The following is a 15,604-nucleotide window of genomic DNA, read 5'->3' as shown; positions in this document are numbered from 1 at the left end:
TGGCATCAATACCGGTTAGGTGGGTACTACCTGCCAATGAGCGAAGAAGCGCGGCGCAACGACGGCGACAACGAGGGGCCTCTGGAAGAAGAGCTCGAGGAGAGTTTCGACGCTGTCGTCACCGAAGGTGGCGAGCGCTTGCACCGCACCGTACGCACCGTGCTGATCACCGGACTCTTCGGCGGACTCGAGGTCGCTCTGGGGGTGATGGCGTACCTGGCGGTGCTGGACGAGACCGGCAGTCACCTGCTGGCGGGCCTGGCGTTCGGAATCGGCCTGGTGGCCATCTATCTCGCACACGGTGAGCTGTTCACCGAGGATTTCCTGATGCCGATCGCCGCGATTGTGGCCCGCAACGGCACGCCTGCACAGCTCGCGAAGTTATGGGTCGGGACGCTGCTCGCGAATCTGCTCGGCGGTTGGTTCGTGATGTGGTTGATCGCGCACGCGTTTCCGCAATGGCTCGAAGTGTTGTCCGAGTCGGCGCATCATTTCGTCTACGCACCCTTGGATCTTCAGTCGATCTGCCTCGCTGTTCTCGGTGGCAGCACGATGACACTGCTGACCCGCATGCAGCAGGGAACCGAATCCGACGTGGCGCGGATCATCGCCGCCATGGCGGCGGGTTTTCTGTTGGCCGGATTGCAGTTGTTCCACTCGGTCCTGGATTCCCTGCTGATCTTCGGGGCCATCCACGCAGGAGCGGATGTGAGCTACCGCGAGTGGATCGAATGGTTCGGCTACACAGTGCTGTTCAACATCATCGGCGGCGTCGTGTTGGTCACGGCGCTGCGCTTGGTGCGCACGAAGGAACTCGTGAAGTCCGAGCGTGACCAGAATTCTGAGTAGTCAGCGGAACCGGGAGTCACGGACTGCTGTTCGACACCCAACGCTCCAGGCTGCGCCGAGTCTCGAAGCGTCGTACAACTTTCGAGATCGGGTCGATGAATTCGATTGCACTGGCCAGCAATTGGAGTGGAGCAGTGAAATCGTCGACGGCTCGCCCGGATGCCGTCGGGTACAGATCGTCACCCAGGATGGGAATGCCCAACGAGTTCATGTGCAGACGTAGCTGGTGGGTTCGTCCCGTCGACGGTGTCAGTCGGTACCGTCCGATACCCTCGCGGTGTTCCAGAAGTTCGACGACGGTGTGCGCGTTGAGTTCTCCGGCCACTTCGCGTGCAGTGAACTGGCCCTTGTCCGAGACGATTCGACTGCGTACCTCGGTAGGCAGAGCGAGGGACGGTTCGTAAGCCGCGATGGCCTCGTACTCCTTGCGGACCTTTCGATCCTGAAACAACGTCTGATACGCCCCGCGGAGGGCAGGGTCGACGACGAACAGCACCAGGCCAGCGGTGACGCGGTCGAGTCGATGAGCGGGCACCAGTTGCGGCAGATCGAGTTCGAGGCGCAGTCGCACCAGCGCGGTCTGCAGAATGTGGCCGCCGCGCGGGATCGTCGGCAGAAAGTGCGGTTTGTCGATCACCAGTACGGCGTCGTCCCGGTGCACGATCGAGATGTCGAAGGGCACAACGGTTTCCGTCGGCAGGTCGCGGTGGAACCAGACAGCGTCGCCGGGGACGTACGGCGCATCAGCGGATACAGGCCCGCCCATGTCGACGACCTCACCCGCAGCGAGCATCTCGTCGATGCGTTCCGGCGAGATCCGTTGCTCGGTCGCCGTCAAGAACTCGCGGACGGTGGGCCATGAGCCGTCCTCGGGCATTCGGACGCGTGCGGGGTCGAGGCCGTAGCGCTTCGCCAGGGGCGGTTGCTGGCGTCGTCTCACCGACCGAGCGTATCCGTCCGCCGAGATCGCACTTGTGCAGACAATCGACAGCGATTCACCTACACAAGTGCGAACTCGCTACTCGCAGCCGATGCCGTCGTTGTCGCGGTCGAGGTGGGGGCCGTAGCCGTACTCGTCGCGATAGACCGGTGCAGCTCCGGCGTCGCGGGCGGCGTCGCAGTTCTGGTACTGGAACCCACCGTTGGGCCGAGGTGCGGGAGCGGGCGCACCCTGAGGTGCGGGCGGGGGAGCGAAAGCAGGCGGCGGCGGAAGGATGCAGAACTGAGCCGAGCCGGCACCGCACAGGAAATCGGTGATCGGATCCGCCGAAGCGAGGGCGGGGGTGGTGACCATGGCTGCCGCAGCGATCGCGCTTCCGATGCCGATTCTGACCAGCAGGTTCTTCGTCTTCATGTTGCTCCAATTCGAGGGGGTGCGATGGAGCTTCCTCGCCGGATCCTTGAACTGTCAACGAAGTCATTCGCGCGACCGACAGCCGTGCTGAGCAGGGCGGCGCCGTAATGCGCAGGGTCGACGCGTTTGGAAACCGTCACGAGGGCGTATTTACGAACGTATGAGCGAAAACGAGCAGGTCAACCAGAACCCCGAGAAGGATCCCGACGACTGGGTCACCGGCGACGAGCCGATGACCGGTCCGCAGAAGAGCTACCTGAGCACCCTCGCGCAGGAAGCAGGGGAGGAAGTCCCCGACGACCTGAACAAGGCGCAGGCGTCGGAAATGATCGACAAGTTGCAGGGCGAAACCGGCCGCGGTTGAGCCTGCGTTGCAGGAAGTCCACTCGATGTGACATCGACCCCCGAAAAGTCCACCGAATGTCACATTGAGTGCCTTCCGAAGCGCCTCCCGGCGGCAGCATCCGACCAGGTAGACCGTTATTTCTTCGGTACATGTAACAAAGGATTACGCAGACTTTTGTACCCGGGATTTCGCGGCTACTGTGAGCGGACCCACAGCCCTCGGCGTGTCTGCGTCGCGGTGGGTACGTTGTGGAACGGATGTTGTTTGTGTTGCGCCCGCGAGGGCGCGCCTGGGGAGGATGGCAGATCAGATGCACCGTCGTGTGTTGGCAGTAGCGGGGGCTGCGCTGGCTGTGTCCTTGCTGTCGTCGGGTATCGCCGGAGCGCAGCCGCTTCCGGGTACCGGCAGTGCCGATGGTGGCGGGGCGGCACCTGGCATACAGGCGCAGTCGTTGCCGACGGCAGCGGCTCGTATCGACCGAGTCGACATGTTGACTCCGCGTCGTGCGGCCGTGTGGGTCGATTCGCCGGCCATGGGTCGGGCGATTCAGGTGCAGGTTCTTCTTCCAGCCGCGCAGGCCGTGTCCCGTCCGACGCTCTACATGCTCGACGGGGTCAGTGCCGGCAAGGAATCCGATTACAAGGAAAGCACCTGGACGCAGAAGACCGACATCGTCGACTTCTTCGCCGACAAGCCGGTCAATGTGGTGTTGCCGGTCGGTGGATCGAGCAGCTACTACACCGACTGGAATGTGCCCGACCCCGTCTTGGGCGTCAACAAGTGGGAGACGTTCCTGACGGCGGAGTTGCCGCCGCTGATCGACGCGCGGTTCTCCGGTAACGGCACCAATGCCATCGGCGGTGTGTCGATGGGTGCCCAGGCCGCAATGGATCTGATCACGCGTCACCCCGGTCTCTACACCGGAGTAGCCGGTTTGAGCGGTTGCTACGACAACTCGCAGAACAACCTCAAGGACGCCGTGCGCGCCACGGTCGCCACCAACGGCGGCAACGCCACCAACATGTGGGGCGAGAACGCCGACGCGAAGTGGATCGAACACGATCCGTCACGCAACGCAGAAGCATTGCGCGGCAAGGACGTCTACGTGTCCGTCGGCACCGGCCTACCCGGCCCGTACGAGCTGGGCCCCGGCGGCGGTGGAGTGCAGGAAGCTGCGATGGGCGGACCGCTCGAAGCTGCAGCGCTGTACTGCACCACGCTCTTCGACACACGCCTGCGCTCGATCGACATACCGGCCACCTTCACCTACCGCCCGTACGGCATCCATCAGTGGCCGTACTGGCAGGACGATCTCCGGGAATCCTGGCCGACGCTCGAGCGCGCGCTAGGACTGTAGAGCGAACTTCAGAAACGCGTCGTTCTCGTGCGGGTCGCCGATGGTGACCCGCACTCCGTCGTTTCCGTAGGAACGCAACAGCACGCCCTGTTCGGCTGCGCCCGAGGCGAATTCACCCGAACGCTCGCCCAGCGGCAGCCAGATGAAATTGGACTGGGATACGCCCACGTCGTAGCCACCCGAGACCAGGGCGTCGCGTACTCGATCACGTTCGGCGATCAGCGCATCGGTCCGGGCCAGTAATTCAGCCGAGGCTTCGAGCGACGCGAGAGCCGCCTGCTGAGCAATCGTGCTGACGGCGAACGCAATTCGAACCTTCGACAGTGCCGTGATCACCTCGGGATCGGCCACCGCGTAGCCCACCCGCAGACCCGCGAGGCCGTACGCCTTCGAGAACGTCCGCAGCACGATCACGTTGCGCCGACCGCGAGCGATCTCCACCCCATCGGTGTGATTGCCTGCCGCGTCGGGGCGGGTGTACTCGAAGTAGGCCTCGTCGAGGACGACGAGGACGTGGGGCGGCACCGCATCGAGAAAGGCCACGAGCTTGTCGCGCTGAACGACGGTTCCGCTCGGGTTGTTCGGGTTGCAGACGAAGATGAGTCGGGTGCGCTCGGTGATGGCCTCGAGCATCGCGTCGAGATCGTGCACGTGGTCCGAGGTCAGCGGCACCTGAACGGGCGTCGCTCCCGTCACCCGGACGATGATCGGATAGGCCTCGAACGAGCGCCACGCGAAGACAACTTCGTCACCGGGACCACAGGTGATCTGGACGACCTCCTGGCACAACGCGACCGAGCCGTTTCCGGCGGCCACGTTCTCCGGAGCCACTCCGAGCTTCTTCGCCAACGACTCGACGAGCGCCGTCGCGCGGATGTCGGGGTAGCGATTGACGCCGCCGGCCGCTTCCGCGATCGCCTCACGGACACTCGGCAGAGGGCCCTGTGTCGTTTCGTTACTCGCCAGCTTGATCGCACCGGGAAAGCTTCGGCCGGGTACGTAAGCGGGGATGGCGTCGAGGTCGGGGCGGATGTGCACGGTCACGTCAGTCATTATGCGCCGACCCTGTCGGTAGTCGACTTCTGCCTGTCCGCGTCAAAGCTGTGCAGGACGGCCGGAATCGTCCTATCTTCGTACAGTATGTCGGGAACTTTCAGCGACTTCGCAGTCCTTCGGTCCGCCCCCGCGCCCACAGTCGGCGCGGACGACGAGGTGGATACGGCCGCATCGAAACCCGTCTCGCAGGAGAAAGTGCCGTTGACGGCCGTCGAGCCCGATGGGTCACCGCGCGGCGGGATCGTCGTGTTGCACGAGGCCAGGGAGATACCCGAGTCGCTGAAAGATCTCCTGCGCGCGCTCGCATTGGAAGGGTGGCTGGCGGTAGCGCCGGACCTGTTCCATCGGGGGCACGGCGACGACAAGGAAGTGTTCGGCGACGACCTCTTCGCCGATTTCGACGCCACCTCCGACTGGCTCGTCCAGCGCGGGGTGTACTCCGATTGCATCGGCGTCATCGGATTCGACGATGCGGGAACGGCCGCGTTGATCGTGGCTACCAGCCGTCCGGTCGGAGCGGCGGTCAGTGTCGCCGCAGCAGGGATCGTGGAGCCGCTCAATTCGGACGCCATCGCATTGGTCGACGCCGCGCCCAAGCTGCAGGCGCCGTGGCTCGGCCTCTACGGCGAGAACGACCCCCACACCCCACCCGAACACATCGAAGCCCTTCGCGACGCCGCCACGCGCGCCTCAGTGGCCACGAACGTCGTCAGCTACTCCGGTGTGGAGCATCGCGCCGATCATCCTCGGGAACAGCCGGGCAGCAGCGACGACACCGACCCTGCCGAGGCCGCTCTCGTCGATGCGCAGACGCGCATCTTCGACTGGTTCGACAGCTTCATGCGTTGACGAGCAACAAGCATCTTATACGCGAACGCCGCGCGAACCTGGGGCGTCGACCAGCCGTTTTGCCTTCTGGCCTCAGCCGTGTGTAATCTCTTTCCTCGGCGGTCCGAGAGGGCCGGCAGCCTAGGAGGCGTGCCAGAGCGGCCGAATGGGAGTCACTGCTAATGACTTGACCCTTCACCGGGTCCGGAGGTTCAAATCCTCTCGCCTCCGCCACGCTGATCCGCAAGGATCGGCACGTCGGTTCTTCGGAACCGACACAACTGAACATGCGCCCGTAGCTCAACGGATAGAGCACTTGACTACGGATCAAGAGGTTAGGGGTTCGAATCCCTTCGGGCGCACGCATTGACGTCCCCCCACCAGCAGAAATGCAGGTGGGGGGACGTTCTCGTTGTAGGGCGTTGACGCTTAAAGAGACGGAAACGACACGGATTGGAAGAAGATGAATGCTGAAACTGCCTCGGCATGGGCCGCCTGGGCGACGGTTGCGGTCGCTGCGCTGGCCGCGACCTTCGCATACTTCCAGGTTCGAGACGCCCGGAGGCTTCGGGAGGAGCAAGCAGCACCGTATGTGGTCGCCTACATGGAGGTCACCGGCCGCACGTTCGGAGTAATCGACTTTGTCATTAAGAATCTTGGCGCGACAGGTGCCCACGACATCACGGTGACTTTCAATCCCGAGCCGACCACAACTAAGGGCGGAGAAACACCCTCCCCCTTCCCGTATCCGAAGAAGCTCCCCTTTCTTGCACCTGGCCAAGAGTGGCGGGCACCATGGGACTTTGGGCCACAGCGACACAAGGCCGGACTGCACGAGCCTTTCGACGTAATTATCGGCTTTAAGGACAGCAAGAGGCGAGAGCAGGAAGGCACAGAGGCGAGATTGGACTGGGCTCTAATCTGGCACCAGGTAGCACCCAACCCGCGAACGCTTAAGCATGTCGTCACCGAGCTAAAGAAGATGGGTGCCGAAGTGAAAAAGATCCGACAGCAAGCCGATACTCCAGCGGACCCTAATCAGCTGAGCTAGCCGCCGGGCGGTCGCAAATTCCGGGGAAGCCTCGCAGCACTGCGCGCGGCCCTCCACCCGATCCGCAACCGCGGAGACAGCGCCCATCAAGTCCTTGTCGATCCACTCGTCTCCGGCGTGTGCTCCACGCCCGAGCGCGAAGTCGCCACAGCGTTCATCCCACGGATCGCCAAGGCGCACAGCTCCTACACTGCCGCCGTGGCCGGTGCTCCCGCGCGATCGGAGCGAGAGTTGCTACCAATCCAGCCGTATATACCGGGCATCGACAAACAGTTCGACGACTACGCCCGTGGGTCGCCCGCTGCTACTCCGCGGCCTAGGACGGCAGCTCATTCGTCGTCTACGATGGTTAGTGTTCTCTTCAATTTGTGGCCTAAGTTGTATGCCCAAATCTTGTCGTGTTGCATCCGTCCAACCACTATTCCAGGCGCTATTCCGATGTTGTTAGCGAATTCCTTGACGTCTGAGTCTGTGCGGAGCTGCTTTAGCTCGGATGCACGATCTGGTGGAATGAGGAAGTCTCTGGCAAATTTATTGGCCTCATCTTCTAGGCTGTCATCTTCGGAGCCGTCGTCAACAAATGTCTCTTTTTTGGAATGTAAGAGTACGTGCGCGGCCTCATGGAAAAAGGTAAACCAGAAGTGGTCATCTTTTTTAAATCGATCGCTTAACGCAATTACTGCCCTGTTGGGGGTATCCCACCAGGTAGCACCGTGTGTTCGGCAGCCTTTGACCTCAGGGACAAACACGACAACTACGCCGACTGAGGCGCACAAGTCCACCATCTCATTAGGGTCTCCGTCGAGTGTCAGGGCGCGAACAGTGTGCAGCACCTTACGGAATGCGGGAGCCGAGAAGCCGCTCGTGACCTCGATCGACAGCGCCTCGATCTGTGCGATTCGAATCCACGATATAACCGCACTCGAGTGGCTTCCTATGGTCTGCGATCGGCGGAACGAGGCTACGGGGCCGCGCCAAATACGGTAAAAAGCCTCGGTATTGGCGACTCCAAAGAATGTGAGGGCAGCGTCGAAGAGTCGACCGCGGTCGGATGTGGACGGAAGTAGCTTTCGCTTCTGTAATTCTTTTACGGGAAGCGATGTAAGCCACTGTTCGTCGTCTGGGCTCAGTGTCAGTGACTTAGCTCGAAGAAGGCCTTCGCGGTAATCGGCCTCACGTCGATTCCAAAACCGGGCAGGTATTCCGGTTATCCGTTCGAGTGCGAGGGCCGTTTCGGGCGTGATTGGCGCAAGGCCCTGCATTATCTGGTTTACATGTTTGGTCGAGAAGCCCGCGCGCCTCGCTAATTCTGATTGAGGGAGGTGTAATTCCGTCAGACGGTCGCGAAGCGTGTCTCCAGGCGGGCTGACGTAGTCCGGCGCAAAGGGGTGGCTCTCAGTTGTGCTCATGGTGGTCACTTCCGTGGACTTCGAGGCTGGTAATCAGTATGTGGCCAGACGCGCCAGGTTGGGCGCGCAGGACGCCTCGGATCGAAAATTCGCCGGAAAAGTCGATTGTCACGACACCGTCGTCCAGCGAGGTGATCTTGGCGTCGGGAATCAGGTCGACCGTCGCCGTAGTGATGGCCGACATATCGAAGAGACGCCGGCAGACCTTCGCAGCTGCGGGCATGCCCCAGCGCTGCGCAAGGGCTGATCTCGAATTGCACAGCGCGGCCAGCTCCGCGCTGGCGAAGTTCAGCTCCATTGACTCAGATCCATTTTGGTGTACCTTCGAGGTGTATCGATTCATATGTACCGGCGAGGTACATGGAAACTATACGCCCTTGGTTGGACGGCGTGGCTCAGGCTCGCCGCCCGGCTCGTGTGCAACTACCACTAAGGATCTGAAGCAATGACAGCATTGAGAATCACAATCGATGGCACGCCCCACGTGACCGAGGATGACGATCAGGAAGCGGCGGCGCTGCTACGTCTCTCAGGTCGCGATCCGCAAACCCACGACCTTTTTGTCGTCGATAAGCAAGGTGTCGAGACGCACATCAAGGACAACCAGATCGTGAATTTGCGCGACAACCAGAAGTTCCGCGCTCGGCCCAAGATTCGTTTCAGCATCGACGGGGAGCCTCACACCAGCTGGGACGACGACCAGACTGCCGCCGCTTTGCTTCGGCTGGCCGGTGTGAAGCCCGCCGAGTACGACCTCGCCCGCGTCAACGGAGCTAGTGGCCCTGAAATCTTCACTGGGGAGCAGATGGTGCGTCTTCGCGACGGTGACGAATTCGTAAGCGCGAAGCACACCGGGCCAGTCGCGTGACGGAGTTACTGCAGACAGGTACACCGGCTCGCCGATTTGTCGACGACATGTCGGCGGTCGGTGCGCTGGTGCGGGCCGAGCCGGGGCGGCTGGTTTACGAGGTCCTCGCTGTCGGCGGTGCGTTCAAAGGCCAAATGGTGACAACGGGAGTGAGCCTGTCCGAGGTGCAGGCATGGCCGCAAGTACCGCCACATTGGGTCCATCTACCAGACGTGGTTGTCTTCGAAACGACCAACAGTGACTGCACCGACTGCCCGCCGGGTTGGAAGCGTCATTCCAGAGAGTTTGCATTTAGCGACATGTCAGCCGCACCGGCGATTGTCTGGCTGCGTCACGTGCGTGGACTTCTTTCACTCGCAATATCGCCCTCGGCTTGAGCCGAAGCTTGCGGTCAAGGCCGCTCAAACTGAAGGGACTACTTCATGCGGTACTCAGTGGCTATGACCGGCGAAGTAAACACCGCTATGCGTGAGCACCTGCTACGGGACGACGGCCAAGAGGACGTTCTTGCCGCAACCTACGTGCTGTCGACTGGGGTTCACCGGACAACTGCGGTGCTGAAATCGCTGATCTTCCCGCAGGATGGTGAACGCTTGCTCCACGGCAACGCGTCTTTCACCAGTGCCTACGTGCTGCGTGCAGCCGCTGAAGCCCGCGGTCGAGGTGAAGGGTTGACGCTACTGCACTCCCACCCTCGAGGTCGCGGATGGCAGGGCTTAAGCGTCGTCGACGAAAAAACAGAAGCAGAATACGAGCGTGTGGCGCGGGCCTATACGAAGCTGCCTCTACTCGGTATGACGCTCGCCGGTCTCGACCACGGTTGGTCAGCCCGCCTATGGTTCGATCGAACCCGCCCGACCTGGGCTGAGTCGGTTCGCTGCGTGTCCGACAAACTGATCGTCACGTGGAACGACAAGCAAAAACCGCCCCCGCGATCCACTCGTTTCCAGCAACGAACCGTGTCAGCGTGGGGTGGCCGCACACAGGCTTCGATTGCCCGACTACGGGTTCTGGTCGTCGGGGTAGGCAGCGTTGGTCTTGACATCGCGCAACGACTGGCCGCCACAGGGCTAATGGAGGTCGGCGTGATGGATTTCGACTCCGTTGAACACAAGAACCTCGACAGGATGATCGGAGCGACGCGTCTGGACGCGGCACTCGAAAAGGCCAAAGTAGACGTTGCTGCTCGCCTGATGGATACGGCTGCCACCGCCGACGACTTTCAACCGGTACTGCATGAGACCAGCATCAGCGACCCAGAGGGGCGACGAGCCGCGCTGGACTACGACGTAATTTTCTCTTGCGTGGACCGCCCCTGGCCGCGGGCGGTGCTGAACGTGACGGCTTACGCCGACCTCATCCCGGTAATCGACGGCGGTATCGCGATTGACACCTTCGAGGATGGGCGATTGCGCAGCGCAATCTGGCGAGCCCACACCCTTGTGCCAGGTCGCCCGTGCATGGTCTGCTTGGGCCAACTAGATCTCGGTGAACTGAGCCTTGATATGCAGGGTCTTCTCGACGACCCGACCTACATCGCGCGAGCTGGTAGAAATGAGCCAGCTGGACAGAACGTTGCCGCCTTATCCGCGAACGTCAGTGCCGCATTGTTGGCCCAGTTCGTCAGCTTGGTAGCGCATCCCGGGGGCCGCGGCGTTCCACCACCGCTCCGCTATCTACTCGCCCCACACATGCTGGATCGTTCAGCTGCAATAACGGGCGCGTACTGCAGCTACGAAACAGAGACTGCCACTGGTGATCTCCGACCAGATCTCACGAGGTATCAAGATTCATGGCGAGATATCGTTTCTGATCGGCAGGGGCAGAAGCGGCCGCTGCGTCTACTGGCTGTCGACTTAGCTGGTCGCAGATTGGAAAAATTGGCACGCACCGTTGTCGACAGGCTGGTGTCGCGAGACTATCCGGTCGGCTTGTAGTTCTCGGTGGTTTTGTCGTATCGCCATCGTGCGTCATCGATGATGACGGCGGTTGAGTCGCCGACGGAATCTCCTACGGCAGCGCGGTCGGTTTCGATCAGGCCGATGACCTCATCAATCGTCAGTTTTGAGCGGGTCGTAGTGTCAACGTCCTCGTGGTCAGAAGTCGGCTCAGTCGGTTCACCATCGGCCGGGGAGCTTGGTCGTTTGACGCTTCGCGTCCGCCGTGATCGGCAATTTCGCCCTGTTCGTACGCCTCGCGGTGCGCGAACATTGCTGCGGCCAGCTATTCGGCCACCGGGCCATGCTTGAGTCAACATGGCGGAATGAGGCGACCGAGTTCGAGTCAGTCGCGTAGCCATTCCGACCGAGGTGCCGAGCACGATGCACAGTCGGGCGGCGCTGTCCTCGTCGAGGCACTGCCAGTCGATCGAGCGGGGATTGAGGTCAGGGGCAAAAGGCCAGAGGTGTTTCTGAGCCCACCGTAGTCATGGGATCATCTGGACCATTACAAGAATTAGGGTTCGAATTCCTTCGAGTGCACAGAAGAAGTACCCCGAGCTACAGCCTTGCGGCTGTGGGCTTTTCCTATGATCGCCCAAATTGCGGCTGGTGAACAAGTGCTCAATGCGTCGTCGGCGACGGACAGGTTGTCGCGGCCGTGGACCGGTGTTCGCAACACTTGTCCCGTCGGCATCTGGTCTGTCTAGAACTCGATCCCGAATTCTCGGATTTTTCGGTAGATCGTGGCCCGTGACATTCCGAGGGCATCGGCGGCGGCCTGTTTGTTCCCACCGTTTTCCTCGAGGCTGCGCACTATTGCGTCTCGGTTCATTGCCTCTATCGGGGTGAGGGTTCTGCGGCTTACCGCCCGAACGGACGGTGGCAGCTTGTCTGCCTCGACGACCCCTGAACGTTGACTCTGCACGACCTGCTGGAGCACGTCGCGGAGCTGTCCGACATTGCCGGGCCAGCTGTATTTGGTCAGCTGACGGACCGCAGCCGCGGACAGTGACAGCTCCTGGCCGCGACTGACTTGGCGCAGTAGGTAGGGAATCAACTTGTGGAGGTCTTCGATGCGGTGTCGAAGGGCGGGTACGTGCACGGTGTGGCCGAAGAAGGGCAGTATCAGTGCCTCGCTTCCGGCGCTCTGCGTACCGGTTCCGATGGTGGCTCCCATCCATCCGGCGTGTTCGCGCCCTTGAATCAGGCTCGCGATATCTTGCTGGACGGAGTTCGGAACCAGGTCGAGGTCGCGAATGATGACGCTGAATTCGTCCTGTTCGATCTCGGTTTCGAGCGCCCGCATCCCTGCGTCCCCGTCGGCGAGTTCGGCTGCGGTGACGAAGTGCGTGCGACTGGAAATATGCTGTTGTGCTGCAGCTTTGAGGACCGCGAATCGGCCCGAGCCGGATTCGCCTGCCACCACGGCCCATTCGTGCCTGCGGACGCACTGCGACACGTCTCGGGTCGCGCGCCTCCACGATGCGCTGTCTCCCACGATGCCGGGCAGCGACCTGATGCCCTCGATGGCTATCGCCGCCGGCCCGGCTGTGTCGTTGAGGTAGGCGTGGTACACCGCCACGCCGTGTCGAGGCGCAAGGGCGTCGTCGTGGAACGGCGACAACCTGACGGTCTGCCCACCGGGCAGGGTCAGCAGATACTTGCTGTTGTCGGTGTGGACGCTCAGATCGACTGCGTGCTCGAGCAACGCGGCTTGGTCTTGCGGGGTGAGGGCATTGCGTAGCTTGCGATTGAGCAGGACGATGTCGTCGCCGAGTGCCAGAACTCCGACCTGTTGGGATCGCCTGCACGCTTTGAGATAGGTGTTGAGCAGAGCGGTCTGCTCCTGACTCGATTGAGACAGCAGTCGACCTTCGATCTGTGCCGTCGCCGATTGCGCGAGTGTCACCAGGAGTGGAGCTCCGTCGTCGATCCACCCGGTCACGTCGAGAACTCCGACGACGAGGCCGGATATGGGATGAACGATGGGGACGCCGGCGCACACCAACCCGCCCAAGCTCTCGACGTAGTGTTCGGCTCCGTAGACCAAAGTCGGTTTGCGAGTCTCGAGCGCTGTGCCGATGCCGTTGGTGCCGGCATATTCTTCCGAGTAGCTGAAGCCCGGTGCGAGATTGACGTTGTCCAAGTTGTCCAGCAGTGGCTTGCTACCGGCCACGCGGTCCAACACCACACCGTCGGCCGAGGTGAGGATCACCGAGATCGGCTCGTCCACCAAACCTGTTGCGAGCTGGCGAAGTACGGGCGCTGCGGCGACGACGAGAGGGCTGTCCAAGTCGGGTTCGCGAACGAAGGGCAGGTGCAGAATGTCGGGTTGGATGTTCAGTGCGCGCGATCGTTCCCACGAGAACGAGATCTGGTCTCGGACCGCGTCGTCGAACTCGTTCTCTACGAAGAACTTGTCACGCGCTCTCGAGAGATCGCGTGCGCCCTGTCTTGCCAAAGCCGCCACCTACCCACAACAATCGAGGAAACTCAATTACCGCCTGCGCGTGAATGATTCGGCGTAGGTGTTCTGCGGGGATCGAGTCTACCCGTCGAAAAGCGTGGCGTCTGCGGTTTTTGGCACTCGGCTGCGGCAGGCACCTCGGGGCCGATATGAATGCCGGTCAGAACTCGCAGCACGACTCGGAGGTCGTGATCGGTCAGCTCGCGTCGCGGATTCGATGAGGACATCGTGGTTATCTCCTTGGTGCCGCTCGGGGATCGGCGTCCGCACTGCGATGCCGACCCCCGAGTAGCGTGAAACTTGTTAGGTTTCAGTAGATGTTCGAGGGGCGGACCATTCCTTCGGCGAGATCGCCGAATCCGGGGGCCATGATCGCGCCCGGATTGCCGAATACCTCTTCCACCACTGCGGTTTCGGTGGTGATCAGCAGCGCTGCAATGGAAGCCGCACTTTCGAGCGCCGCACGCGTCACTTTGAAGGGATCGATCACTCCGTCGTCGAACATGTCTCCGTATTCGCCGGTGAGCGCATTGAAGCCATGGCCCAGTGGCAGTCCGGACACGATCTCCACGACGTCGTCGCCTTCGTAGCCGGCGTTGATGGCGATCCATCGAAGTGGTTCGGTGAGCGCTTTGCGGACCACTTCGGCACCGATCGCCTGGTCTCCGGTCAGCTCCAACTCGCCGAGGGCGCGATGGGACTGCGCCAACGCGGTACCCCCGCCGGAGACGATCCCGGATTCCAGAGCTGCTCGAGACGCTGCCAGGGCGTCCTCGACACGCAGCATGCGTTCCTTGAGCTCGACACTGGTGGCCCCGCCTACCTTGACCACGGCCACCCGGCCGGTCAGTCGTGCGATCCTCTGCTCGAGGCTGTCCCGGTCGCCGTCGATCTTGGAGCGCTCGAATTGCGACTCGAGCTGAGCCACGCGCGCGTCGAGCAGCTTGGGATCGCCCCGGCCGCCGACAATGGTGGTCGAGTGCTCGGTGACGGTGATGCGGTCGCACGAGCCCAGTTGGTCGAGCGAGACCTCGAACAGTTCGAGGCCGGTGTCCTTGGCGATGACCTGACCCCCGAGCGACACGGCGAGGTCCTGGAGTTCTGCGACGCGGCGATGTCCGAAGCCCGGTGCTCGCACCACGACGGACTGCATCGTGTTGTGCATGTTTCCACCGACCAACAGCTGCAGCGCCGGTCCATCCACGTCCTCGGCGATGACCACCAGGGGACGATCTGCTCGCTTCGCGGCTTCGATGCTCGGCATGATGTCCTGGACCTGGTTGATCTTCTTGTTGGTCAACAGAATGACCGGATTTTCGTGGACGGCTTCTGCTCGCTCGTGATCGGTGATCATGTAGCCGGAGATGAACCCGTGATCGAACTCGATGCCGTCGACCACGTCGACCGACATCCCGAGAGTGTCGCTTTCCTCGGTGGTGACGATGCCCGACTTGCCCACGTACTCCACGGCTTTGGCCACGCACTGGCCGATGGCGTCGTCGTCGCTGGCCGCCAGTGTCGCGATGCGCTCGAGGTCTGCATTGCCGACCACCTCGACGGCTTGAACGCGCAAGGAATCGACGACGGCCGAGACGGCGGTCTCGATGCCTCGGCGCAGACGCATCGGGTTGGCACCGGCGTCCACTGCTCGCAGCCCCTCCCGCACCATCGCTTGGGCGAGCACGGTGGCAGTGGTGGTTCCGTCGCCGACCACTCCGTTCGTCTTCATCGCCACCTCTTTGACCAGCTGCGCACCCATGTTCGCAAACGGGTTGCTGAGCTGAATCTCTTTCGCGATCGTGACGCCGTCGTTGGTGATAGTCGGTGGGCCCGTGAGCTTCTCGAGCACGGCGTTGCGCCCCTTCGGGCCCAGAGTCACCTTGACCGCGTCGGCGAGTGCGTTGACGCCTTGCTCCAGTAAAGCGCGCGCCTCGGTGTTGAACCGTAGTTCTTTGGCCATGACGTATTCCCTTCGAGTGGTGTGATGTGCGGTCGGTTCGGTTCACGGGGTCAGAGCGTGGACTGTCCGGACGAATGTCGAAGCCCTCTTCGTTCTTCCGGCATCATGGGTTTGCCGCT

General features: G+C 62.0%; 14 protein-coding genes and 2 tRNA genes. 9 read left to right on the top strand and 7 right to left on the bottom strand.

Features of this window, described 5'->3' with window-relative positions; genetic code table 11:
- Positions 1-36: 36 nt before the first annotated feature.
- Positions 37-849 carry a formate/nitrite transporter family protein gene (locus CH278_RS04280; RefSeq protein WP_027494769.1) on the top strand — a complete coding sequence of 271 codons (813 nt, stop codon included), beginning with the start codon at positions 37-39 and terminating at the stop codon, positions 847-849.
- Between the two features lie 16 nt (positions 850-865).
- Here the strand turns inward: CH278_RS04280 and CH278_RS04275 are convergent, their stop codons facing one another.
- Together CH278_RS04275 and CH278_RS04270 are read right to left on the bottom strand one after the other, a co-directional pair.
- The gene (locus CH278_RS04275; protein WP_179274352.1) at positions 866-1,789 is read right to left on the bottom strand and encodes a pseudouridine synthase; all 924 of its coding nucleotides are present in this window, start codon (positions 1,787-1,789) and stop codon (positions 866-868) included.
- Between the two features lie 78 nt (positions 1,790-1,867).
- Positions 1,868-2,203: an excalibur calcium-binding domain-containing protein gene (locus CH278_RS04270; protein ID WP_027494767.1), complete on the bottom strand. Its 336-nt coding sequence runs from the start codon at positions 2,201-2,203 to the stop codon at positions 1,868-1,870.
- Positions 2,204-2,363: 160 nt separating this feature from the next.
- Between CH278_RS04270 and CH278_RS04265 the strand changes: the two genes are divergently transcribed.
- Complete coding sequence (locus tag CH278_RS04265; RefSeq protein ID WP_027494766.1) at positions 2,364-2,567, top strand: DUF3072 domain-containing protein; 204 nt, start codon at positions 2,364-2,366, stop codon at positions 2,565-2,567.
- Positions 2,568-2,859: 292 nt separating this feature from the next.
- Positions 2,860-3,906: an alpha/beta hydrolase gene (locus tag CH278_RS04260; RefSeq protein ID WP_094621330.1), complete on the top strand. Its 1,047-nt coding sequence runs from the start codon at positions 2,860-2,862 to the stop codon at positions 3,904-3,906.
- Here CH278_RS04260 and hisC read toward each other — a convergent pair.
- Complete coding sequence (gene hisC, locus CH278_RS04255) at positions 3,895-4,950, bottom strand: histidinol-phosphate transaminase (protein ID WP_032393023.1); 1,056 nt, start codon at positions 4,948-4,950, stop codon at positions 3,895-3,897. The two genes, CH278_RS04260 and hisC, sit on opposite strands and share 12 nt — an antisense overlap.
- A 96-nt stretch (positions 4,951-5,046) precedes the next feature.
- Between hisC and CH278_RS04250 the strand changes: the two genes are divergently transcribed.
- From CH278_RS04250 to CH278_RS04235, 4 genes are all read left to right on the top strand, one after another.
- On the top strand, positions 5,047-5,811 hold the full coding sequence (locus CH278_RS04250) for a dienelactone hydrolase family protein (RefSeq protein WP_027494763.1): 765 nt from the start codon (positions 5,047-5,049) through the stop codon (positions 5,809-5,811).
- A 123-nt stretch (positions 5,812-5,934) separates the two neighbouring features.
- Positions 5,935-6,024, top strand: a tRNA-Ser gene (locus tag CH278_RS04245).
- Between the two features lie 55 nt (positions 6,025-6,079).
- Positions 6,080-6,152, top strand: a tRNA-Arg gene (locus CH278_RS04240).
- 101 nt (positions 6,153-6,253) lie between these two features.
- Positions 6,254-6,841: a hypothetical protein gene (locus CH278_RS04235; RefSeq protein WP_094621268.1), complete on the top strand. Its 588-nt coding sequence runs from the start codon at positions 6,254-6,256 to the stop codon at positions 6,839-6,841.
- 329 nt (positions 6,842-7,170) lie between these two features.
- On the opposite strand, the gene CH278_RS04230 is transcribed toward CH278_RS04235, so the two are convergent.
- Complete coding sequence (locus CH278_RS04230; protein ID WP_094621267.1) at positions 7,171-8,250, bottom strand: ImmA/IrrE family metallo-endopeptidase; 1,080 nt, start codon at positions 8,248-8,250, stop codon at positions 7,171-7,173.
- Positions 8,237-8,548 carry a hypothetical protein gene (locus CH278_RS04225; protein ID WP_094621266.1) on the bottom strand — a complete coding sequence of 104 codons (312 nt, stop codon included), beginning with the start codon at positions 8,546-8,548 and terminating at the stop codon, positions 8,237-8,239. The genes CH278_RS04230 and CH278_RS04225 overlap by 14 nt, the downstream gene beginning before the upstream one ends.
- 147 nt (positions 8,549-8,695) lie before the next feature.
- Here CH278_RS04225 and CH278_RS04220 point away from each other — a divergent pair, with 147 nt between their 5' ends.
- Positions 8,696-9,118, top strand: a complete 423-nt coding sequence (locus tag CH278_RS04220; RefSeq protein WP_143536208.1) for a hypothetical protein — start codon at positions 8,696-8,698, stop codon at positions 9,116-9,118.
- A 440-nt stretch (positions 9,119-9,558) separates the two neighbouring features.
- Entirely contained in the window at positions 9,559-11,055 is a 1,497-nt protein-coding gene (locus CH278_RS04215; RefSeq protein ID WP_179274351.1) for a ThiF family adenylyltransferase, read from the top strand.
- 706 nt (positions 11,056-11,761) lie between these two features.
- Here the strand turns inward: CH278_RS04215 and CH278_RS04210 are convergent.
- Positions 11,762-13,528 (bottom strand): sigma-54-dependent Fis family transcriptional regulator, encoded by a 1,767-nt coding sequence (locus CH278_RS04210; protein WP_094621263.1) that lies wholly within the window; start codon positions 13,526-13,528, stop codon positions 11,762-11,764.
- A gap of 307 nt (positions 13,529-13,835) precedes the next feature.
- Positions 13,836-15,485 (bottom strand): chaperonin GroEL, encoded by a 1,650-nt coding sequence (gene groL / locus CH278_RS04205; protein ID WP_032392919.1) that lies wholly within the window; start codon positions 15,483-15,485, stop codon positions 13,836-13,838.
- Positions 15,486-15,604 lie beyond the last annotated feature (119 nt).

The sequence above is a fragment of the Rhodococcus sp. 05-2254-5 genome (assembly GCF_002258575.1).
Classification (GTDB): domain Bacteria; phylum Actinomycetota; class Actinomycetes; order Mycobacteriales; family Mycobacteriaceae; genus Rhodococcoides; species Rhodococcoides fascians.
This window is presented reverse-complemented; position numbering and strand designations above follow the sequence as displayed.